The sequence below is a fragment of the Serratia sp. CY40230 genome (assembly GCF_052168835.1).
In the GTDB taxonomy this organism is placed as follows: Bacteria; Pseudomonadota; Gammaproteobacteria; order Enterobacterales; family Enterobacteriaceae; genus Serratia; species Serratia nematodiphila.
This window is the reverse complement of the sequence record NZ_JBJNLX010000002.1, coordinates 760,019-782,460: the sequence shown is the minus strand read 5'-3', so window position 1 is coordinate 782,460 and position 22,442 is coordinate 760,019. Positions and strand designations below refer to the sequence as shown.

Below are 22,442 nucleotides of genomic sequence, written 5' to 3'. Positions count from 1 at the left end.
CTGTTATCGGTTTCGATGCAGGACTTTTCCGTTACAATAGCCGGCATTAATGGCTGCTGACATCCCGACCCAGAACGGAATGCCGGCCGGAAAGGAAATGAGGGGAACTGAGATGAAGCAAGAGAAACACGGCGTATTGCTGGTGAACCTGGGCACGCCAGATGCGCCGACCTCGTCTGCGGTCAAACGCTATCTGAAGGAATTCCTCAGTGACGATCGCGTGGTCGACACGGCGCCGCTGATTTGGTGGCCGATCCTCAACGGCGCGATCCTGCCGATCCGTTCGCCACGCGTGGCGAAACTCTATCAGTCGGTGTGGATGGAAGAGGGTTCGCCACTGCTGGTGTACAGCCGCCGCCAACAGCGGACGCTGGCGGCGCGCATGCCGAATACGCCGGTGGAGCTGGGCATGAGCTACGGTTCGCCAAGTCTGGCGGAAGCCATCGACAAGCTGCTGGCGCAGGGCGTGACCAACCTGGTGGTGCTGCCGCTCTATCCGCAATATTCCTGTTCCACCAGCGCGGCGGTATGGGATGGCGTGGCGCGGGTGCTGAAAGGTTATCGCCGCTTGCCGTCGGTGGCCTTCATTCGCGACTACGCCGAACACCCGGCCTATATCGCCGCGCTGCAGCAAAGCGTGGAGCGCTCGTTCGCCGAGCACGGCCAGCCGGACCGGCTGGTGTTGTCGTTCCACGGCATCCCCAAGCGCTATGCGCGGCTCGGCGACGACTACCCGCAGCGCTGCGAGGATACGCTGCGCGCGCTGAGCGCCACGCTGCCGCTGGCGCCGGAGCGGGTGATGATGACGTACCAATCGCGCTTCGGCCGCGAGCCGTGGCTGACGCCGTACACCGATGAAACCCTGAAGGGGTTGCCGGCGCAGGGCGTGAAGCACATTCAACTGATTTGCCCCGGCTTCTCGGCTGACTGCCTGGAAACGCTGGAAGAGATCAAAGAGCAGAACCGCGAGATCTTCCTTAAGGCCGGCGGCGAGAAGTTTGAATATATCTCGGCGTTGAACGACGAGCCGGCGCATATCGACATGATGCAGCAGCTGGTGGCGCAGCGTCTGTAATCATCCATAATCTGTCTATTAGGTGCATCGTGATCGGGCGGGGATGTGTTAACATTCTCCGCTTGTTAAACCGTCACCACCGCCAATCACATGAAATTTCCTGGTAAACGCAAGTCCAAACACTATTTTCCGGTGAGCGCCCGCGATCCGCTTCTGCAGCAGGCCCAGCCCGAAAGTGAAATCAGCACCTCGTATATTGTCGGCATCGACCAGACGCTGGTGGATATCGAGGCAAAAGTGGACGATGCTTTTGTCCAGCGTTACGGCCTGAGCCTGGGCCACTCTTTGGTGATCGAAGACGACGTCGCCGAGGCGCTGTATCAGGAACTGAATGAAAACAACCTGGTCACCCATCAGTTCGCCGGCGGCACCATCGGCAATACCATGCACAACTATTCGGTGCTGGCGGACGACCGTTCGGTGCTGCTCGGCGTGATGTGCAGCAACGTGAAAATCGGCAGCTACGCCTACCGTTATCTGTGCAATACCTCCAGCCGCACCGATCTTAACTATTTGCAGGGCGTTGATGGCGCCATCGGCCGCTGTTTCACGCTGATCGGCGAAAGCGGCGAGCGCACCTTCGCGATCAACCCCGGCCAGATGAACCAGCTGCGCCCGGAAAGCATTCCTGAAGAGGTGATCGCCGGCGCGTCGGCGCTGGTGCTGAGTTCTTACCTGGTGCGCTGCAAGGAAGGGGAGCCGATAAAGGACGCTACCCTGCAGGCGATCGAGTACGCCAAAAAACACGATGTGCCGGTGGTGCTGACCCTGGGTACCAAGTACGTCATTGCCGACAACCCGCAGTGGTGGCGCGACTTCCTGAAGGAAAATGTGACGATTCTGGCGATGAACGAAGACGAAGCGCTGGAGCTGACCGGGCTGAGCGATCCGCTGACCGCCTCGGACATGGCGCTGGAGTGGGTGGATCTGGTGCTGTGCACCGCCGGGCCGAATGGCCTGTATATGGCGGGCTACACCGAAGAAGCCAATAAGCGCCAGACCCAGCACCCGCTGCTGCCGGGGCATATCGCCGAGTTCAACCGCTACGAGTTCAGCCGCGCCATGCGCCGCGAGCACTGTGAAAATCCGCTGCGCGTTTATTCGCATATCGCGCCGTATATGGGCGGGCCGGAGAAGATCATGAACACCAACGGCGCCGGCGACGGCGCGCTGTCGGCGTTGCTGCACGATATCGCCGCCAACGGCTATCACCGCCACAACGTGCCGAACTCCAGCAAGCATGTGCGTAGTTACCTGACCTACTCCTCCCTGGCGCAGGTGTGCAAATACGCCAACCGCGTCAGCTACCAGGTGTTGAACCAGCATTCGCCACGCCTCACGCGCGGCCTGCCGGAGCGGGAAGACAGCCTGGAAGAGTCATACTGGGAGCGTTAACCCGCTGAAAAAGAAAAGGTCCGGCATGCCGGACCTTTTTTTATGCGCGGTGCCTCAGATCGGGCAGCCGCCCATTTTTTCTTCTTCGCTCAGGGTGTCCAGCTGCAGGATGTTCAGCATGCTGTTGGCGATCTCGCGTTCGCCCATGACCACCTGATTGGCGCCGCGATCGGTGATGTAGGCCACTTCATCGTCGTAGTGGGCGCGGGCGATGATCTCGATATTCGGCCGCTTGGCGCGCGCCGAGGCGACGATCTCGCCGGCCTCGTAGCCATTCGGGATGGTCAGCAGCAGCCAGCGCGCGCAGTCGAGCCTAGCCAAATCCATCACTTCCGGATTGGCGGCGTTGCCCAGCACCGTCTTGATACCTTGTTCGCGCAACGCTTCCACCCGCGGGCGGGAGTTCTCGATCACCACCAGCGGAATGCCCGCCTCAGCCAGTTTGCCGCCCAGCAGGCTGCCGACGCGGCCGTAGCCGACCACCAGCGCGTGATTGCACATATCCACCGGGATCTGTTTCTCTTCTTCCACCGCCTCTTCGAGGATTTGCTCTTCGATGGTTTCGGTTTTGGCCAGATAGCGTTCCAGCAGGGTGAACAACAGCGGGTTGAGCATGATGGACAGAATGGCGCCGGCCAGCACCAGATTGCGGCCGTGCTCCGACATCATGCCGAGCGCGATGCCGAGGCCCGCCAAAATAAAGGCGAACTCGCCGATCTGCGCCAGGCTGGCGGAAATGGTCAGCGCGGTGCGCTTGGAGTGACCGAACATTTTCACCAGCAGGAACGCGGCGGCGGATTTGCCGAACACGATGATCGCCAGCGTCGCCAGCACCGCCAGCGGTTCGTTAATCACGATCATCGGATCGAACAGCATGCCGACCGAGACGAAGAACAGCACCGCGAACGCGTCGCGCAGCGGCAGGGTGTCGTGCGCCGCGCGGTGGCTCAGCTCGGACTCGTTCAGCACCATGCCGGCGAAGAAGGCGCCCAGCGCGAAGGAAACGTCGAACAGCTTCACCGCGCCGTAGGCGATGCCGAGCGCCAGCGCCAATACCGCCAGGGTGAACAGCTCGCGCGAGCCGGTGCTGGCGGTTTTCGACAGGATCCACGGCACCAGGCGGCGGCCGACCACGATCATCAGCGCGATGAAGGCGATGACTTTACCGATGGTCAGCGCCAGCTCCATCAGCAACTGGCTGCTGCTGGCGTTGTCATTGCCCAGCATATTGCCGAAGGCCGGCAGCAATACCAGCGTCAGCACCATCGCCAAATCTTCGACGATCAGCCAGCCGATGGCGATTTGCCCGCGCTGGCTGTCGATCAGTTGCCGTTCCTCCAGGGCGCGCAGCAGCACCACGGTGCTGGCGGTGGAGAGGCAGAGGCCGAACACCAGACCGGAGATCAGATCCCAGCCGAGCAGCTTGGACAGCCCCATGCCGAGCAGGGTAGCGACGGCTATCTGCGCCACGGCGCCGGGAATGGCGATAGATTTTACTGCGAGGAGGTCTTTCAAAGAGAAGTGCAGGCCAACACCGAACATCAACAGGATAACGCCGATTTCCGCCAGTTCCGGCGCCAGTGAGGTGTCGGCGACGAAACCGGGGGTGAACGGGCCGGCGAGCACCCCTGCGGCCAGATACCCCACCAGAGGGGAGATGCGCAGGCGGTTCGCCAGCATGCCGAGGAGGAAGGCGAGTACTAACCCTCCGACGATGGTGGTGATGAGCGGTGTTGAATTATGCATCCATACTCCTTCTGGCTATGCATCGCGGCACGGGAGAAACGCAACAAAGTTACGAAAAGATACATTTAGTTTATTGCATTTGTTCGCGGCTTGCTTGGCTAATTTGGCCTTTTTTGTAAAAAAGCAGAGGATTTCACTTAAGGTGTGGCAATGAGGGGGTTTTGGGACAGATAAACCAAATAACATTGATTTATCCGTAGGATAACCCGGATGAATAAATAATTTCATCCGGGCGGTTCGCGGGGTTATTGTGGTTTATGCTCCATATTGGGCAGTAGCGCAGTAATAATGCCGATCAGTGGCAGGAAAGCACAGATTTGGTAGACCAGTTCGATACTGGTCAAATCGGCGACATAACCAAGAACTGCCGCACCTAACCCGCCCATACCGAAAGCAAAACCGAAGAATAAGCCGGAAACCATGCCCACTTTACCGGGGATCAGCTCCTGAGCGTAGACCAGAATGGCGGAGAACGCCGAGGCGAGAATAACCCCGATGATCACCGTCAAAATGCCGGTCCAATAGAGGGATGCATAGGGTAAAACAAGGGTAAACGGCGCAGCGCCGAGAATAGAGCCCCAAATCACGTATTTACGCCCTATCTTGTCGCCAAGAGGCCCGCCGATAATGGTGCCTGCTGCTACCGCAAACAGGAAGGCGAACAGGTGAATTTGGGCATTCTGCACCGAAACACCGAACTTATGTATCAGATAAAAGGTGTAATAGCTGCTGATGCTGGCCAGATAGAAGTATTTGGAGAAAATCAGCACCAGCAGGATGCCCAGTGAGTAGGCCACGGTACGTTTTGGCAGCGGTTTCAGCAGCGACGGGCTTTTCGGCTGCCCTTTAGTTGCCCGATGCTGATGTTGATACCACTTGCTGACCTGCAGCAACACCACGATCGCCAGCAGCGCCGCCAGCGAGAACCAGGCGACGTTGCCCTTGCCGTAAGGCGCGATGATCAGCGCCGCCAGCAGCGGGCCGAGCGAGCTGCCGAAGTTGCCGCCGACCTGGAACAGCGACTGCGCCAGGCCGTGCCGCCCGCCGGAGGCCATGCGCGCCACGCGCGAGGATTCCGGGTGGAAGACCGATGAGCCGGTGCCCACCAGCGCCGCCGCCAGCAGCACCAGCGGGAAGGTGCTCGCCACCGACAGCAGCAGCAGGCCGGACAGGGTAAAGCCCATGCCGATCGGCAGCGAGTAAGGCTGCGGGTGTTTATCGGTGTAATAGCCGATCAGCGGTTGCAGCAGCGAGGCCGTTAGCTGATAGGTCAGGGTAATCATGCCGATCTGCACGAAGCTGAGATGGAAATCGGCTTGCAGGATCGGGTAAATCGCCAGGATCAGCGACTGGATCATATCGTTGAGCAGGTGAGACACGCTGATGGCGCCAAGGATGGAGAAGGCGGTGCCTTTCACCGCACTGCCTTTGGCGGGCGGTATCGCGCTTTGGCTACTGTCGGTCATATTATTATTAGCCTGATAAGTTGTTGAGCACAGAGATGACATCTTAGGCAGGACGTTCAATTTTTACCATATCTGAAATAATCAGACTCACATCGCAAAAAATTGAAATCAGCTGTCATTAATTCGCGCTACAATTTCGGCCTCATCATAAAAGCCATTTAATACACGGAGATCCGCCATGCGTTTTTCGCTGAAAACCACCGCATGCGCGTTGGCCGTTTCCCTGACGTTGCTGTCGGGGGCCGCCAGTGCCTGGGAAAAGGATAAGACCTACGCCATCACCATTCTGCACACCAACGATCATCACGGTCACTTCTGGCAGAACGATCACGGCGAATATGGCCTGGGCGCGCAGAAAACGCTGGTGGACGGCATTCGCCGCGAAGTGGCGGCGCAGGGGGGCAGCCTGCTGTTGTTGTCCGGCGGCGATATCAATACCGGCGTGCCGGAATCGGATCTGCAGGACGCCGAGCCGGACTTCCGCGGCATGAACCTGGTGGGTTACGACGCGATGGCGATCGGTAACCACGAATTCGACAACCCGCTGAGCGTGCTGCGCCAGCAGGAGAAGTGGGCGACCTTCCCGCTGCTGTCCGCCAACATTTATCAGAAAAGCACCGGCCAGCGCCTGTTCAAGCCTTACGCCCTGTTCGACAAGCAGGGCATCAAGATCGCGGTGATCGGCCTGACGACCGACGATACTGCCAAGATAGGCAACCCGGAGTACTTCACCGACATGGAGTTCCGCGTGCCGGCGCAGGAGGCGAAGCAGGTGGTGGAGCAACTGCGTAAGGACGAGAAGCCGGACGTGATTATCGCCGCCACCCACATGGGGCACTATGACAACGGCGAACACGGCTCTAACGCGCCGGGCGACGTAGAAATGGCGCGCAGCCTGCCGGCCGGATATCTCGACATGATCGTCGGCGGCCACTCGCAGGATCCGGTGTGCATGGCCGGCGACAACCGCAAACAGGTGGATTATGTGCCGGGCACGCCGTGCTCGCCGGATCGCCAGAACGGCACCTGGATCGTGCAGGCGCACGAGTGGGGCAAATACGTGGGGCGCGCCGATTTCGAATTCCGCAACGGCGAGCTGAAGCTGGTGCATTATCAGCTGATCCCGGTGAACCTGAAGAAGAAAGTGGAGAAAGCGGACGGCACCAGCGAGCGGGTGTACTACACCCGGCAGATTGAGGAAGATCCGGCCATGATGAAGCTGCTGACGCCGTTCCAGGATAAGGGCAAGGCGCAGCTGGAAGTGAAGATCGGCAGCGTCAACGGCAAGCTTGAAGGCGACCGCAGCAAGGTGCGCTTCGTGCAGACCAACCTGGCGCGGGTGATGCTGGCCGCGCAGAGGGAGCGCGCCGACGCCGACTTCGCCGTGATGAGCGGCGGCGGGGTGCGCGATTCGATTGAAAGCGGCGATATCACCTACAAGAATGTGCTCAAGGTGCAGCCGTTCGGCAACACCCTGGTGCATGTCGATATGAAAGGCAGCGAGGTTGAGGAGTATCTGGCGGTGGTGGCCAACATGAAGCCGGATTCCGGCGCCTACGCCCAGTTCGCCAACGTCAGTCTGGTGGCGGACGGCAAGGGCGTCAGCGAGGTGAAGATCAATGGCCAGCCGCTGCAGGCGGATAAAATTTACCGCATGGCGACGCTGAACTTCAACGCGCTGGGCGGCGACGGCTATCCGAAGCTGGACGGGCTGCCGAGCTACGTCAACACCGGCTTTATCGACGCCGAAGTGCTGAAGCAATACATCGAGAAACACTCGCCGCTGGATGCGGCGGCTTACGAACCGAAGGGCGAAATCGTTTATCGCTAATCGCCACCGCAGCGGCCTGCCCCATGGGCGGGCCGCCTGTTTTCCCGCCGAAAATCCCGCCCCAAACGCACGCAAAAGTCGCCGCCGCCGCCTTCCAATGATAGCCTGAGCGACAATTTGGTTTTGATAACGCAAACAGGAAGATGACATGTTGAAAACCGCAGGCTGGCTGCTGCCCGCCATCGTGGCGCTGGCAGGGTGTTCGTCATCCGGCCAACGTCACGAACAAACCCTCAGCCAGGCGCTGGCGGCCATCGGTCAGGACAAGGCGCTGGTTGGGGCGTCGAGCGGCGTGATGGTGCGCGATGCCGAGAGTGGCAAGGTGCTGTATCAGGCGCACGCGGATCAGCGTTTGGCGCCGGCTTCCAACATGAAGATGTTCACCTCTCTGGCGGCGTTCGGCGTGCTGGGGGCCGATTACCGCTTTGAAACCCGGTTGTTGACCGCCGGCGAGCAGCGCGGCGACACCTTGCGAGGGGATCTTTATCTGCAGGGCAGCGGCGATCCGACGCTGCATCCGGACGATCTCGACACCTTCGCCGCAGCGCTGGCGAAGCGCGGCATCCGTCATATACAGGGGCGGTTGTTGCTGGATGCCGGCGCCTTCGATCAGACGCCATTCGGCGCCGGTTGGAGCTGGGACGATGAACCTTTCGCCTTCGCTGCGCCGATCTCGGCGCTGAACTACGCCTTTACTCCCGGCGGCGATATCAACGTGGTGCAGGTGGCGGTGCGGCCGGGCGCCCGCGCCGGCGCGCCGGGACGGGTGAGCTTCTATCCCGCCAATGACGCGGTGACGCTGGTCAACCGCACCACCACCGGTAGTGACACCGCGCTGACGTACGAGCGCCGGCCGGGCAGCAACCGGATCGTGGTCAGCGGCACCATCGCCGCGCAGGCGGAGGCCAGCTCGCGATTGATTACCGTCGATCAACCGTCCCTCGTCGTCGGTGCTTTATTGCAACATGCTCTGCGTGCGCACGGCATCACCCTGCGCGGCAACGCTGAAGAAGGCGTGACGCCGGCCGGCGCACAGCTGCTGGCGCAAAAAACCTCGCCGCCGCTCTCCCGCCTGGTCGTCACCTTCCTGAAAGTCTCCAATAACGGCTACGGCGAGATATTGACCAAGGCGATGGGCCGCAAGACGCAGGGTAAAGGGGATTGGGCCGCCGGCCTTCAGGCGATAAACGGATTTGTGCAAAGCCAGGGCGTCGCGGCCGACGCGTATCGCCAGGTGGACGGTTCCGGGCTGTCGCGCATGAACCAAATCACGCCGCAGCAGCTGACGACGCTGCTGCTGGCGGCCAGAAAACAGCCGTGGTTTGCCGACTGGTATCACGCCTTGCCCGTCGCGGGCGAGCCGGGGTTGCTGGTAGGCGGCACGCTGCAAAGCCGCATGGTGAACAGCGCGGCGGCGGGGCGCGCCCACGCCAAGAGCGGTTCCATGACCGGCGTATCGTCGCTCAGCGGCTATGTCGATTCGGCGACCGGGCGGCCGCTGGCATTCGCCATCATCAGCAATAACTACCTGGTGCCCGGCGCGCAGGTGAAGGCGCTGGAGGACCGCCTGGTGGAGACGCTGGCGGCCTGTGACGCCACGGTGGTGTGCCGCTGAGCGCGCGGCGTCAGTCGCGTTTGGCGATGTCGGCGAAGCTGCCGGCCAGCAGGCGGCACAGATCGGCGGCGGCCAGTTCGATGTCCAGCCCGCGTTTGCCGCCGGAAACGTAGATGGTGGCGAACGCTTGCGCCGGGCTGTCGATCACCGTCGGCAGCCGTTTTTTCTGCCCCAGCGGGCTGATGCCGCCCACCAGATAACCGGTGACGCGCTGCGCCAACTGCGGATCGGCCATCTCGGCCTTTTTGGCGCCGAGCGCGCGGGCGACCTTCTTCAGGTCCAACTGGGTCGCGACCGGGGTGACCGCCACCGCCAGGTGTTTGGCGTCGCCGTTCAGCGCCACCAGCAAGGTTTTGTAAACCCGATCGGCATCCAGCCCCAGCTTTCTCACCGCCTCGTCGCCGAAGTTGGTTTCGTCGCTGTCGTGGTGATAAGGATGGAGGGTGAAGGCGACCTTTTGTTTCTCAAGCAGAACGACTGCGGGCGTCATGATGTGTTGTCCAAAATGTCCCCGGCGGGGAAAGGGTGATAACCAGCCTTAAAAATACAAAAATCCAACCTGCCCGGCAACCTGAGCGGCTGTTACATAAAGCGGGTTGCCAAGATATTCACCGGGTTGCTACCCTGTTTACTGTAACCGTTAACACGGTTGCTATGCGTATAACTAGAATACAAGAAATTCCTCTTTGACTGGCCAATAGCGATATTGGCCTCTTTTTTACCCCTGCGGCTGCAGCATCGCCGGCAGGTTATCCTCGCCGTACAGGTGCAATGCGCCAACCGCCACCACATAGTCACCGGCAGGCAGCGCCTCCAGCTGATGCCGCCAGTCGCGATTGCGCTGATGCATCAGCACGTCATACAGCCCGGCGCTGAAGGTGGCGGGCAGCGTGTCCAGCGTACCGCGCGGTTTGGCGTCCAGCCACCAGCTCACCATGGTTTGCAGCAGCCGCGCGTTGGTATGCCAGTGCTCCAGCGTATCGCGCAGCAGCGCAATGCCGCCCTCCGGCAATTGTTCCAGCATCGCCAGCTGCTGCTGCGCGCCTTCCAGCTCGATCACCGGTTTGTCCTGCGCCCGGGCGGCCTGCAGCAGCTGATAGTCCACGCCATATTCCGCGCGCAGCCCCAAACGCTGAGCCTGGCGCGCCTGCATCATCAGCGCCACCTGCCAGCCGGGCAGGGTAGCGAAGGCGTGCGGGTCGGCGCCCAGCTCATGGCACAGCGCCAGCAACCGTTGATATTCTTCGGCGGACAGGCGCTGTTCCAGCTCCGGCTGCAGCTCGGCGTGGTCGAAAGGGGAGGCGGAGTCGGTGATATCGGCTTCGACGATCAGCGCGTCGGCCTGCTGCAGCCGGGCGGCCAGCCGGGGCGGCAACGGCGACATATCGACGGTGCCCATATGGATGCTGCCCACCAGATGCAGCCGACGATCGCCAGGCAGGGTGATGTCCAACGCCGGATAAGCGTAACGCTTGGGCGAGATCAGGCCGAGAAAGGCGGCGAGGCGGCGTAACAGTTGACCCATACGGCGTGGCTCCTGAATAACGGGTGCGCGTTTCAGCATGAAAGGCGAGGGGAAATCGTTATTCATGCTAAACGCTATCCGCCGCGCAGGAAAGCCCGGAAAACAGCGGGGCGCCATGACGGCGCCCCGGTGATCACTTCTGCGGTTTAAAACGCAGCAACCGGTTGGCGTTGCTGACCACGGTAATGGACGACAGCGCCATCGCCGCGCCCGCCACCACCGGGCTGAGCAGCGTGCCGGTCAGCGGGTAGAGCACGCCGGCGGCGATCGGAATGCCCAGCGTATTGTAGATAAAGGCGCCGAACAGGTTCTGCTTCATGTTGCGCAGCGTGGCCTTCGACAGCTCCACCGCATCCGCCACGCCGTGCAGGCTGTGGCGCATCAGGGTGATGGCGGCGGTCTCGATGGCGATGTCGCTGCCGCCGCCCATCGCGATGCCCACGTCGGCCTGCGCCAGCGCCGGGGCGTCGTTGATGCCGTCGCCGACCATCGCCACGCGCTGGCCCTGCGCCTGCAACTGTTTGATCGCCGCCGCTTTGCCGTCCGGCAGCACGCCGGCAATCACCCGATCGATACCGGCCTCTTTGGCGATGGCGTTGGCGGTTACCGGGTTGTCGCCGGTCAGCATCACCAACTGATACCCCTGCTGGTGCAGGCGCTGCAGCGCCGCGACGCTGTCCTCGCGCAGCGGATCGCGAATGGCGAACAGCGCGGCCGGTTTACCGTCCACGGCCAGCAGCACCGGCGTTACGCCGCGTTCGGCCTGGGCGCGCATCGGCGCATCCAGTTCGGCGGTCGCGACCTGATGCTGTTCCAGCAGCGCGGCGTTGCCCAGCAGCACCTGCACGCCGTTGATCTCCCCGCTGACGCCGGCGCCGCGCAGGGTGCGGAACTGCGCGACCTGCGGCAGCGTTTGCCCGGCGGCGCGTTCCATGATGGCGCGCGCCAGCGGGTGGTTGGAGCCTTGTTCCAGCGCGGCGGCCCAGCCGATCGCCTGCTGTTCGCTGACCTGATTGAAGGTCAGGATCTCCACCACCTGCGGTTTCCCTTCGGTCAGGGTGCCGGTTTTGTCGAACACCAGGGTGTCCAGTTGGCTGGCCTGCTGCAGGGCGTCGGCGTCGCGCACCAGCACGCCGAACTCCGCCGCGCGGCCGACGCCGGAGATGATCGACATCGGCGTCGCCAGACCCAATGCGCACGGGCAGGCGATGATCAGCACCGTGGTGGCGATCACCAGCGTATAGACCAGCTGCGGCTGCGGGCCAAAGAAGTACCATATCGCCGCGCTGAACAGGGCGATAGCCACTACCGCTGGCACGAACACCGCCGAGACGCGGTCAGCCAGTTGGCCAATCGCCGGTTTGCTGCTCTGCGCCTGACGCACCAGTTTGATGATGCGCGCCAGCGTGGTTTGGCTGCCGATGGCGGCGGTGCGGAACAGCACGCTGCCGTCGTCGACCACCGTCCCGGCATGTACCGTATCGCCGGCGCCTTTCTGCTGCGGCACCGCTTCGCCGGTCAGCATCGCTTCATCGAGCCAGACTTCGCCCTGTACGATTTCACCGTCGACCGGCACGCGATCGCCGGTAGTCAGCCGCAGCGTCATGCCGAGCTGCACCTCCGCCAGCGGGATATCGCGCTCGCCGTCGTCGGTCACCAGCCGGGCGGTGGGCGGCGTCAGATCCAGCAGCCGCTCCAGCGCCTGTGAAGAACGCTGGCGAGCGCGCTGCTCCAGCGCATGGCCGAGGTTGATCAAACCGATGATCATCGCGCTGGCCTCGTAATAGAGGTGGCGCGCCGCCATCGGGAAGAAATCGGGCCAAACGTTGACGGCGATCGAGTAAAGCCAGGCGGCGCCGGTGCCGAGCGCCACCAGAGTATCCATGGTGGCGCTGCCGTTCATCAGCGCGCGCCAGGCGTTGCGGTAGAAGTGTCCGCCGGCGAACACCATCACCGCCAGGGTGATGACGCCGACCAGCAGCCAGGGGCGCTGGGTTTCCGGCGTCAGCGTCATGCTGCCGCCGAACAGCCCCCAGGCCATCAGCGGGATACCCAACGCCAGCCCCAGCGCCGCCTGCCAGCTAAAGCGCTTCATGTTGGCGCGTGCGGTCTGCTGCTGGCGTTCGCGACGTTCGGTCTCGTCCTGAATCATCTCGGCGCCGTAGCCGGCTTTTTCCACCGCCGCCACCAGCGCTTGCGCATCGGCGGCGCCGGTCACCAGCGCGCTGCGTTCCGCCAGGTTGACGCGCGCGTGCTCTACGCCGGGTACGCTTTGCAGCGCCTGCTGCACTTTATTGACGCAGCTGGCGCAGGTCATGCCGCTGAGCAGCAGCTGTACGCTGTCGTCCGCGCTGTCGGTTGCCGGAAGGGAAGGTTGCGCCGCTGGCTGAACGTCCGGCAACGAAGGTGTTGCGTCAGTCAACGGCTCAGTTTTTGGGACGACGGCGCCCGCCACGCTGGCGTGATAACCGGCATCTTCCACCGCAGCGATCAGCGCCTGCGGATCGGCATCGCCGTACACTTTCGCGCTGTCGATCTCGACGTCGGCGGCGAACACGCCCGGCACCGCTTCCAGCGCCTTGCGGGTGGTGCCGACGCAGTGCATGCAGCTCAGGCCGCTCAGCTGCAGTTCGGTATCGGCGCGCGGCGCGACTTCGGCCTGATAACCGGCGGCGATCACGCTGTCGATCAGCGCGCTGTCCGGCGCTTCGCCGGTCACTTTGGCGTATTGGACGTTAACCTCGGCCTGTTCGACATCGCTGCGACTTTCCAGGGCTTTTTTCACCCGCTGCGCGCAGTTCATGCAGGACAGCCCCTGCAATGCCAGCATAGTGGTGTGTGACATGATTGGACTCCTTGCTTAGAAGGCGGTGTTTAAAGGTTGACCGCCTGACCTGTTTTCACTAAGAATGGAGCTTAAACCTTCCAGCAAGGGTAAGGTCAAGGCGGTTTTTACTTGCGCGGGCGTGACGGTCGTTTTGTGTTGTATAACAAGGTGTTTTATCGGCGGCAGCGCGGTCGGCTTGCCCGAACCGCGCTGCCGCGTTGGGGTTACAGCACGAAAGGAATGAAACATTTAACCTGACGTTTATAGTTGCGCCAAACCTCACCGTAGCGCTTCTCGGCCATTTTCTCGCTTTTGGGAATGGCGTCGGCGAAATACTGCACCAGGTTAGTCAGCGGTGCGATCAGGCCAAACAGGTTGCCGGCAAGCAGCCCGAAGCTGACGAAAATAAGAAAGTCGCCGAAATAATTCGGATGGCGCGCCAACCCCCAAAAGCCACTGTTCAGCAGCCGGCCTTTATTGTTCGGATCCTGTTTGAAGCGCCGTTTTTGATAATCGCTGCCGAAGTGGAACAGCGTGCCTATCAGGTAGACCCCAATGGCCAGCCATTGCAGCGCGCCCCACGGCCCCTGCAGCTGGCTGGCCCAGTAGAAGGGCAGGCAGTACAGGCCGCCGAAGATCATGACCATCATCACCGCCAGCCATGGCACCTGCTGCGTGGGCATCACGTCCTTGAGTTTGGCCGCGGCGGTGTTGCCGTACCAACGTGTCAGCACGATGTTCATGCGCAGCAGGTACAGGCCGACCATGACAAGGATCAGGGCTTTGTGGCTCAGATCGCCCTCGCCGAAATAGCAATAGACCAGGGTAACCGGCCCCATGGCGTTGAACCCCCACAGAAACATCGGGCGAGTGTCCTGAGCGCCGCGGCTGGTAATAAACGCCAGCAGGGCAAGGATCAACAAAACAGCGGCCAAAGCAATCCATACGTTCATTGTGTTCTCCTCAGCGGATTAGGGGGAATCGTTCCCCGGGGGCGCGCATTCGCCGGATGGCGGCGCGGTCAAAATGCTTTGCCAGCTGCGTCTGGGCGCTGCGCTGCCCCATTGTTGCAGGTGGCCGAAACGGGCAAAAAACACCGGGGGAGCGCTGAGCGCCAGGGTTGCTGCGAGCTCGCGACGCGCCTCGGCGTGTTGCACCAGAACGCTGATCGGATGCAATCCCCAACCCCAGTGTTGCAGCGTGAGCCACAGACGTCCAAGCCGCATGCCGGTGGCGAACAGGTGCTCGGCACTTTCGTCGTTCAGACACAGCGCCAGGTATTGCGGGCCTTCCGCGACGCGTTGCGCCAGCCCTTGCGCCATATAAGCCGGCAAGCGCAGCCCGGTCGCCAGCCGGCTTAAGCGAGGATGAAACGCCACTTGGAAGAAGCACTTGAATGCTGGGGATACCGGGCCAAACAGGTGGTGCAGGTGAAAACCGTCGTCGGTAGGCTGCCGTTCGTTGAAGCGGATGTATTGATAGGTTTCGCGCCAGGCTTGGCGATCCGAGAAATCGAGCGCGGCGTGACGAGCGGTGAGCTGCGCGACCCGACGGCGAGCGCGTTCGTCACCTGCGATACTGAGCGAACTCGCCGTTCCGTCGAACAAGGTCTGCAGCTGCATCCGCTGCGCTTCATTGATTGGCGTAGGCTGATAGGCCGCCCGTGCGGTATGCCGCTCGCCGATCAGCTGCGCCAATTGGCGATGGGCGGCGCGATCGGGCGCGGCAGGCGCGGCGGGGGCAAAGCTCAGTAAATGCGTGGAGCCATGCTCCCAACGCCAGGCGAGAGGCGTGCCTGCACAGTTGAGCAGCGCGCTGAGGTACTCGAAGAAAATCCCGCAGCTCATCAGCATCTCGCGTTCCAGCGAAGGCAGGCTCTGCAAAGCGCGACGGCGGTCGATAGCCAACCGGCCACATCGGGCGGCGGTGTCATAGTGGAGAGACCAGGGTTGGCAGTTGTGTGAAGAGGGCGCCTGCCGCGCGATGTCCACGGCCTGTTGCAGCGCCGCGGCGAAAAGGTCTTGGGTCATGATAAGGCTCCAAAAGCGGAAGGGGCGGGCAGGGAAAATACGGTAACGTTCGCTCTGAACGACATGCTTTCCTCCGCCGGAAAGCAGAGTGCGCATGCCCAGTCCAGGCTGCGCCACAGCCAGAAGCGTCTGCTCGCCAAACTGCCGTCGGCGCTTGAGACCAACCCGGTGTGCCAGTCGATGTCGATCGTCCGCAATTCGTAGGGCAGGCCGCGGCCGTGGCTTTTTAAAAATGCTTCGCGAATGGCCCAGACGGCGCAGGCCTGTATGCGTCCCAATCGCTGCTCCGCCTCGCCAAAGGCCCAGCGCAGCGCCGCGCCGGAGAAGGGGCGATAATGCTGCAGATCGATGCCGAGCGGGATATCGCCGGTGGCGCTGGCGTACCAGGCATGCGAATGGCTGAGAGAAATGTGGCGGCGTCCCAGCAGGAGGTGTTCGCCGAACGGTTGTCCACTCGCCTCATGGCGCAGCGTAAAGTCGGTCGCGTCCCCCCGGCACCATGTCCGGTTCAGCAGCGCGATGGCCTGTGCCCGCGCGCGGTTTTTCACCGCCGACAGACGCCGCAATCCCGGAACGGCGGCGCAGCGGTGGGGGCCGCCCAGCGCGATGACGATACGTGGCGCCACGCTAAGCTCGATAACCATCGGCGATGCGTTCTCCGCTGATTTCGTCAACGACTTCCGCCAACTGATTAAAGCGTTCAACCAGGCTTTGAAACAGCGGGGTTTGCATCTCGCGCTCGAACATTTTCAGCGAGTTCAGCTGAATGATTTCGATAAAGTGAAACGGCGCCTCCGCCGAAGGGCTGACTTCGATGACATCGAAGGCGCGTACCGCATCGAGGTGGCGGCAAGCCTGGTAATCGGTCGTCTCCACCCAGTCGCGAAACGCGGCGCGGTGGGCGATGTCTTTTAGCCGAATCTTATGGACGATAATGTGCATCTGGGCGGCCTTTTTAAATGGGTTGATGGATAAGCAAATGGTAATTGATGCCACCGGTGCCAAAGCCGTTGATCGCCGCCCGACGCCCGTCTTCACCCTGTGGCCAGTCGAGCGCGATTTGCGGGATTTCGGCCGGGATCGCCGCCAGCGGCAGTTCGGCATTCAATGTCGCCACCGGCGTGGGCGGGATTTGACCGTGTTCGAAAGCGCTCAGCACTTTACACAGGCTGAGCGCACCGGCGCCGGCGAAACAGTGGCCGAAGTTGTACTTCACCGAACCGATGTACAAAGGGGCGCGCGCGGCGCGGTGATACCCCTGATGCAATGACGCGACTTCTGCCCGATCGCCCAGTTCGGTGCCGGTGCCGTGCGCTTCGAGATACTGTATCTGGCGCGCTTCGACGGCGCTCAGGCTCTGGGTTTTTTCGATTGCCAACGCCTGGCCCTCGGGATCGGGCGCGGTCATGGAATAGCTGTCGCAAGATCCCGATATCGCTTCGATGGTGGCGATGGCCCGCGATGTCGCCTGGCCGGTCAGAATGAAGAAGCCGCCACCGTCGCCGGGAGTAAAACCGTCGGCTTGTCGGGCGAAAGGCCGCATACGCGAAGCGGAAAGCATCATTTGCGCGCTGCACAGCACCATATCGCGTTCGAGCGTCGCCGTTTCTATGCCGCCGACGAGCACCGCATCGTAGCGGCCGGCCTGTAACGCCCTGACCGCATTGTGCAAGGCGGCCAGCGAACTGGCGCAGGCCGCCTCGACCGCGTAGCAGTCCGCCTCGACGCCGAGCTGTTGCGCCAACAGCTGCGCGGTGCCGAGGCCGCAGGCGCCATGCCAGCTCCAGCGGTTGATCGCGGGTTGGGGCGGTGGCGAAAGGGGGACGTCGGCGGAAGGCAATGCCGGCCACAGCGCGCTCATGGCCTGTTGTCGATCGGCGCTCAAAGACAGGTTGCTGGCGACGATAATGGCGATGCGTTCAAAGCGTCGCAGGCTGTCGGGCCACGCCGCGCAGCCGTTGAGGGCGTGCAGTTGTGTGATGTCGAGGCGCTGCTTTTTGGCCGGCATCATAGGCCGCGTCAGCTCAAGCCGCACCGGATCGTGCGTTGGGAAGCACATGGCATGAGCGGTGTAGGCGCTGAGCTTTTGCGGCGTGGGTCGCACGAAGGCGCCGGGGTGCAACTGCTCGGGGCTGTGATCGCGCAGGGCGTCCTCACCGTTGCGCAAGGCCTGCCAGAAACGCGCTTTATCCAGCCCCTGCGCGGTGATGGGCTGATAGTCGATGATGCTGATGCGTGGCGAAGCCGTCGGTTTTAATGAGGGGGGAGACGCCGCGTCAATCCGCCAGCGGTAGCCGGTGAACGAGTGGCCGACGCACGTCTGTTGCCGTTGCAACAGCATGTCGAGGAGATGGCAGAAAACCTGATTGGCGCCGGCAAAATAGCCGGCGCTCGGCGCGGCATCCTGTCGTTCGGCGATCAGGGTCGACAATTGCGCGATCGCTGGCCATCCCTGTTCCTGAGCGACGTCCAGCGGGCAAACGACCAGGCTGATCGCCCCCTCCAGCCAACAGGCCGAAGAGGAAACGCCCTGCGCCAACAGCATGTCCGCCTGGGGTTGATGGTGGAAGCATTGTACGGCGGTCAGCACCGCCATGCGGCTGTCGGCATGGCGAAAACAGTCTTGCGCCAACTGCAGCAAGCGCAGGCCGCCCAGATCGGCGCCGTCGAGGGTTTGGCATTTACCGCGCGTGCGGGCGAAATGGGCGATGCGCGCGGGAATGCTGGAGGCCATTTCCCCTACGCGATCGTGGGATGAACTGCCGAACGCCTGGGCCAGCGGCTGTTTGTAATCGTCAATCCGGCGCATGACCGCTGCCGGTGAGAGCCCCTGAGCGTCAAGCCGTTCGGCCAGCCTGCGCAGCGCGCCGATTTTGGTGGCGTTGCGATAGGCCGCATCACTGCCCAAATGGGTGGCGCAAAATTGATCGCAGCGGTCGCGCAACGCGTCGGATAACGTCAGATGCTGCATGGCGGCGGAGGCGGCCTGCAGCGCCAGGCGGGTCTCGCGGCTGACCGCCAGTCGAAACAGCGGCGGGATGGCGAATTTTTTGAAATCAAACGCGGCGTCGTCGATCTGGCGACCGCGGATCGGCGTGGCCGCATCGCTCCACGGCATCGGCGGCGGGGCGTCGAACAGCGCCGACCAGGCGGCGCCGTTGGACAGATCGATACGATCGATGCCGGGCAGTGCGCAGCCGATGCCGACCAGCGCCAGCGGCGCGGCATGAATTTCCTGGTTCATCGCGCGTTCACCTCAGACAAACGTCCTCTGTCCACCTTGCCGTTGGCGTTGGTGGGCAGGCTGTCGGCGACCACCAGTTGGCTGGGGAGCATATAGGCGGGCAGCCTGGGCTGCAGGAACTGCTTGAGCTCCAGCAGGTTGGGGCGGAGCGCGCCGGGATGGAGGGTGATCACGGCGATCAGTTTTTGCTTCAGCTCGCCGAGCTCGACATACAGTGCGGCCTGGCTGACCGAGGGATGGTGATGAAGGATCGATTCAATCTCACCCAATTCCACCCGGTAGCCGTTGATTTTCACCATGTCGTCCAGCCGGCCGCGGTAGACCAGCCCATTCGCCGTCGTCTCCACCCAGTCGCCGGTCGCGTGACATTGGCGCGGATGCCATTGCGCTTGCCGCGATGAGGCGACGTTGCTGTAGCCGGGGGTAACGCACGGCCCGCCGATCAGCAATTCTCCGCGTCGGCCCGGCGTACCGTCAATCGGCTGCAGGCGCCCCTGTTCATCGACCAACTGCGCCGTCAAGCCGGGCAACGGATGGCCGATGGGGATCTGCTCCAGCGTCGCCAACTGCGTTCGATCCAGCGCGTAGGCGGTGCAGACATTGGTTTCCGTCGGGCCATACCAGTTGCTGACGCGGCACCGGGCCGGCAGATGCGCAACCAGACGCCTCAGCGCGGCGGCCGGATAAGGCTCACCGGCGAACGTGACCTGGCGCAGCGTTTTCACCGTCGATGGCGCCAGCAACGCGCTCTTTTCCAGCATGGCTAAAATCGAAGGCACGCTGTACCACAGAGTGACGCCGTGCGTTTGCAATCCGCGAACGAGAGCCTGGCAATCTTTCTGTTCATCTTCGCGCACGATCCAGGTCGCGGCGCCGGCGCAAACGCCGGCGAACAGATCGAAGGTGCTCAGATCAAAGGCGAAACTGGCATGATTGGCCAGCACGTCGCGCGCCGTCAGTTGTGTATCGCTGACGGCCCAGCCGATGAAAAACGTCAGCATGTCATGGGTGATTTGCACCCCTTTCGGGGTGCCTGTGGAGCCTGAAGTATAGAGAATGGCGGCTAGGGGGGAGCCGAGCGCGGCGATCGCTTCCGGCCAGGCGCCATCGAGATCGGTGCGGCCATCGAGCGCGCTCAACCAGCCCTCATCGACGATCAGCGCGGGTGAGGCGGCGGCGATAATGCGTTCGATGCGCGCCGTCGGTTGGCTGAAATCGATAGGGACATAGTGGTTGCCGCTCAGCCAACATGCGTACATGGCGGCGACGGCGTCGGGCCCTTTCTGCAGGTTGAGCAGCACGGCCTGCTGCTTTAACCCGGCATGTCGCAGCGCCGCCGCCATCATGCAGGCGCGATCGGCCAGGCGACGATAGCTCCAGCGCCGATCGCCGCACAGCAGAGCGGTGCTTTCCGGCGCTTGGCGGGCGTGCCGGAACAGGGCCTCCAGTATCGGTGAAATGAAGGTTGCCATGATGTCAGACCTCGGCGGCGCGTGCGCGCTCTACCCGTCGGACATCGCCGTTGACCGGCACGCCGGTCTCCAGCGCCGCCGCCACCAAAATGGCGTAGGCTTCATCCAGATCTTCACGCGTGTGTTCACTGGTCACGCTGATGCGTAAGCGGGCGTCACCCACGCTGACGCCCGGGAAGACCACGGTCTGGCAGAATAGCCCGCGCGCCCGGACGGCGCGGCCGAACAGCAGCGTTTTGGCGTCGTCGCCCACCACCACCGGAATGATGGCCGAGTCGGAATGCTCAAGGTCAAAACCGGCGTTAAGCAGCAGCGTGCGGAAGTAGTAGATGTTGTCCCACAGCTTGGCCAGTCGCTCGGGTTCACGCAGCATCACGTCGATGGAGGCGATCACGCCGGCGGCGACTGCGGCGGGGATGGTGGCGGCGAAAACATAGGAGTTGGAGTAGAAACGCAGGTATTCGACCACTTCGCCATCGGCGCAAACGAAGCCGCCTAACCCCGACAGCGCCTTGCTCATGGTGCCCAGCTCGAGATCCACCCGGCCTTTCATATTGAAGTGTTCCGCCGTGCCCGAGCCGGTTTTGCCCAAGACGCCGGTCGCGTGCGCGTCGTCGACCAATACGCGTGCGCCGTAGCGTTCGGCCAGCTTCATCAGGCGCGGCAGATCGACGATATCGCCGTGCATGCTGAAAACGCCATCGGTGACGATCAGCTTGCCGCCGGGGTGATCGGCGTATTTGGCCAGCGATTTCTCAAGGCTGGTCAAAGAGTGGTCATAAATTTTCCGCTGCGCGCCCGCCAACTTGCAGCCGTCCTGGATGCTCATGTGGTTGATGGCGTCGGTGAACACCAGGTCGTGTCGGCTGGTCAGAGCCGAGATGCATCCCAGGTTGGCCGAGTAGCCGGACGGATAGACGATGCAGTCTTCGCGCCCTTTGAGCTTGGCCAGTTTGCGCTCCAATTCCAGATGCAGCACGTTGCTGCCGGCGATGATGCGGCACCCGGTATTGGTGGCGCCGTACAGGCCGGCGGCGTCCTGGATGGCGTGGATCACTTCCGGATGGTTCGACAATCCCAGATAGCTGTTGGAGCCGAACATCAGAAATTCGCGGCTTTTGCCGGTGACCTCGTCGAACATGACCGCGCGGTTTTTGCACGGCGTTTCAAGCGGCATGCCGTACCAGTAAAGCTGACGCTGTTTTTTATCGCGATAAAAAGCGCCAAACTCACGCGTTTTATGGAACAAATCCGGGTGCTCGATGCCGACGAAGTCCCGCATGGTGCGCGGATCGCCGAGCTCATCGCGCGCGTCCGGCGACGCGGGCGCTTTGGTGGGCTGCGGCGCAGCGGACGCGGCGGTGTGCTGGCCAAAGCGGCTGAACCACGCTTCGCCCTGTTCCTGAAGCAGCCGCGCCGCCAGGTTGTGCTCCAGCTCAGCCAACGTGCGGCACTCCGCCAGCGCTGCGTTATCGTCCAGGCCCAGCGTTTTGAGCAGCTCGTTGCGCGCCATCACCACCGCGACGGAGTCGATGCCCAGGTCGCCTTCGATGGCGGCGTCGGGGGACAGATCACGCACTTCATATCCGCTGTGGGTGACGAACACCTGGCGCACGAGAGCGCTCAACCAGGCCTGAGGCGTCTCGGGGGCAGGTTGCGCGGCGGCGTTCGGCGTCGGCAGCGTGAAACCGCGCTGCAAAATACCGTCGAGCGCATCCTGAATGGTTTTGATCTCCTGGATCTCCAGCGGCGTATTTAATTGAAACTGACGGTTCAGCACCATGGCAATTTCCGCCAGCGCGATGGAGTCGACGCCCAAATCGTTTTCCAGATGGCTGGTCAGGGCCAGTGCCGACGGTTCATACTCGGTCAGCCGGGCGAAGGTGTGCAGCACCGACTGCCGGACGGCTTCATGCGCGTTTGCGGCGCTATCGACGGCGTGAACGCTCATGCGACACCCCCTGCGGCGACTTGCGCTTGCAACCGTTGCACCAGCGCGACCATCGCCTGCACCGAGGCGAAATTCGCCGGATGGATCTCATGCATGCCGATGGCGACATGAGACTCCTGACGCAGAAAATCCACCAGATCGAAAATGGAGGCGGAATCGACGACGTTCAGTTCAAACAGCGGGGTTTGAGCGTTCAGGCCGTCGTGATCGCCATCCAGATACTGGGTGGCGATATGCTGGATCAATTTGCTTTCTAACATTGCGA

The 22,442-nt window shown here is 62.4% G+C and carries 17 protein-coding genes; 4 read left to right on the top strand and 13 right to left on the bottom strand.

What is annotated here, in order from left to right:
- The first annotated feature begins 112 nt into the window (after positions 1 to 112).
- Positions 113 to 1,075 carry a ferrochelatase gene (gene hemH / locus ACJ8IJ_RS10925; protein ID WP_442518620.1) on the top strand — a complete coding sequence of 321 codons (963 nt, stop codon included), beginning with the start codon at positions 113 to 115 and terminating at the stop codon, positions 1,073 to 1,075.
- A gap of 90 nt (positions 1,076 to 1,165) precedes the next feature.
- Entirely contained in the window at positions 1,166 to 2,470 is a 1,305-nt protein-coding gene (locus ACJ8IJ_RS10920) for an inosine/guanosine kinase (protein WP_004940249.1), read from the top strand.
- A 54-nt stretch (positions 2,471 to 2,524) separates the two neighbouring features.
- Here ACJ8IJ_RS10920 and ybaL read toward each other — a convergent pair whose 3' ends face one another.
- Both ybaL and ACJ8IJ_RS10910 read right to left on the bottom strand, forming a co-directional pair.
- On the bottom strand, positions 2,525 to 4,216 hold the full coding sequence (gene ybaL / locus ACJ8IJ_RS10915) for a YbaL family putative K(+) efflux transporter (RefSeq protein ID WP_004940247.1): 1,692 nt from the start codon (positions 4,214 to 4,216) through the stop codon (positions 2,525 to 2,527).
- A 245-nt stretch (positions 4,217 to 4,461) separates the two neighbouring features.
- Complete coding sequence (locus ACJ8IJ_RS10910; protein ID WP_131164600.1) at positions 4,462 to 5,682, bottom strand: MFS transporter; 1,221 nt, start codon at positions 5,680 to 5,682, stop codon at positions 4,462 to 4,464.
- Between the two features lie 178 nt (positions 5,683 to 5,860).
- Here ACJ8IJ_RS10910 and ushA point away from each other — a divergent pair, with 178 nt between their 5' ends.
- Together ushA and dacB are read left to right on the top strand one after the other, a co-directional pair.
- Entirely contained in the window at positions 5,861 to 7,513 is a 1,653-nt protein-coding gene (gene ushA, locus ACJ8IJ_RS10905; protein ID WP_442518619.1) for a bifunctional UDP-sugar hydrolase/5'-nucleotidase UshA, read from the top strand.
- Between the two features lie 148 nt (positions 7,514 to 7,661).
- On the top strand, positions 7,662 to 9,128 hold the full coding sequence (gene dacB, locus ACJ8IJ_RS10900) for a D-alanyl-D-alanine carboxypeptidase/D-alanyl-D-alanine endopeptidase (RefSeq protein WP_049188611.1): 1,467 nt from the start codon (positions 7,662 to 7,664) through the stop codon (positions 9,126 to 9,128).
- A 10-nt stretch (positions 9,129 to 9,138) separates the two neighbouring features.
- Here dacB and ybaK read toward each other — a convergent pair whose 3' ends face one another.
- From ybaK to ACJ8IJ_RS10845, 11 genes are all read right to left on the bottom strand, one after another.
- Positions 9,139 to 9,618 carry a Cys-tRNA(Pro)/Cys-tRNA(Cys) deacylase YbaK gene (gene ybaK, locus ACJ8IJ_RS10895; RefSeq protein WP_004940240.1) on the bottom strand — a complete coding sequence of 160 codons (480 nt, stop codon included), beginning with the start codon at positions 9,616 to 9,618 and terminating at the stop codon, positions 9,139 to 9,141.
- Positions 9,619 to 9,846: 228 nt separating this feature from the next.
- Positions 9,847 to 10,653, bottom strand: a complete 807-nt coding sequence (locus ACJ8IJ_RS10890) for a TraB/GumN family protein (protein WP_015376874.1) — start codon at positions 10,651 to 10,653, stop codon at positions 9,847 to 9,849.
- A gap of 133 nt (positions 10,654 to 10,786) precedes the next feature.
- Entirely contained in the window at positions 10,787 to 13,498 is a 2,712-nt protein-coding gene (gene copA / locus ACJ8IJ_RS10885) for a copper-exporting P-type ATPase CopA (protein WP_442518618.1), read from the bottom strand.
- 206 nt (positions 13,499 to 13,704) lie between these two features.
- Complete coding sequence (locus tag ACJ8IJ_RS10880; RefSeq protein ID WP_021504656.1) at positions 13,705 to 14,433, bottom strand: DUF1295 domain-containing protein; 729 nt, start codon at positions 14,431 to 14,433, stop codon at positions 13,705 to 13,707.
- Positions 14,434 to 14,451: 18 nt separating this feature from the next.
- Positions 14,452 to 15,510 (bottom strand): prodigiosin biosynthesis protein PigM, encoded by a 1,059-nt coding sequence (locus ACJ8IJ_RS10875; RefSeq protein WP_442518617.1) that lies wholly within the window; start codon positions 15,508 to 15,510, stop codon positions 14,452 to 14,454.
- The gene (locus ACJ8IJ_RS10870) at positions 15,507 to 16,154 is read right to left on the bottom strand and encodes a 4'-phosphopantetheinyl transferase family protein (RefSeq protein ID WP_442518616.1); all 648 of its coding nucleotides are present in this window, start codon (positions 16,152 to 16,154) and stop codon (positions 15,507 to 15,509) included. The genes ACJ8IJ_RS10875 and ACJ8IJ_RS10870 overlap by 4 nt, the downstream gene beginning before the upstream one ends.
- Positions 16,138 to 16,452 carry a RedY-like protein gene (locus ACJ8IJ_RS10865; RefSeq protein WP_004940233.1) on the bottom strand — a complete coding sequence of 105 codons (315 nt, stop codon included), beginning with the start codon at positions 16,450 to 16,452 and terminating at the stop codon, positions 16,138 to 16,140. The genes ACJ8IJ_RS10870 and ACJ8IJ_RS10865 overlap by 17 nt, the downstream gene beginning before the upstream one ends.
- A 13-nt stretch (positions 16,453 to 16,465) precedes the next feature.
- Positions 16,466 to 18,754 carry a polyketide synthase gene (locus ACJ8IJ_RS10860; RefSeq protein ID WP_442518615.1) on the bottom strand — a complete coding sequence of 763 codons (2,289 nt, stop codon included), beginning with the start codon at positions 18,752 to 18,754 and terminating at the stop codon, positions 16,466 to 16,468.
- On the bottom strand, positions 18,751 to 20,226 hold the full coding sequence (gene pigI / locus ACJ8IJ_RS10855) for an L-proline--[L-prolyl-carrier protein] ligase PigI (protein ID WP_232471573.1): 1,476 nt from the start codon (positions 20,224 to 20,226) through the stop codon (positions 18,751 to 18,753). Before pigI ends, ACJ8IJ_RS10860 begins: the two co-directional genes overlap by 4 nt.
- A 4-nt stretch (positions 20,227 to 20,230) precedes the next feature.
- On the bottom strand, positions 20,231 to 22,177 hold the full coding sequence (locus ACJ8IJ_RS10850; protein WP_442518614.1) for an aminotransferase class I/II-fold pyridoxal phosphate-dependent enzyme: 1,947 nt from the start codon (positions 22,175 to 22,177) through the stop codon (positions 20,231 to 20,233).
- Positions 22,174 to 22,437 (bottom strand): acyl carrier protein, encoded by a 264-nt coding sequence (locus tag ACJ8IJ_RS10845; RefSeq protein ID WP_004940224.1) that lies wholly within the window; start codon positions 22,435 to 22,437, stop codon positions 22,174 to 22,176. The genes ACJ8IJ_RS10850 and ACJ8IJ_RS10845 overlap by 4 nt, the downstream gene beginning before the upstream one ends.
- Positions 22,438 to 22,442 lie beyond the last annotated feature (5 nt).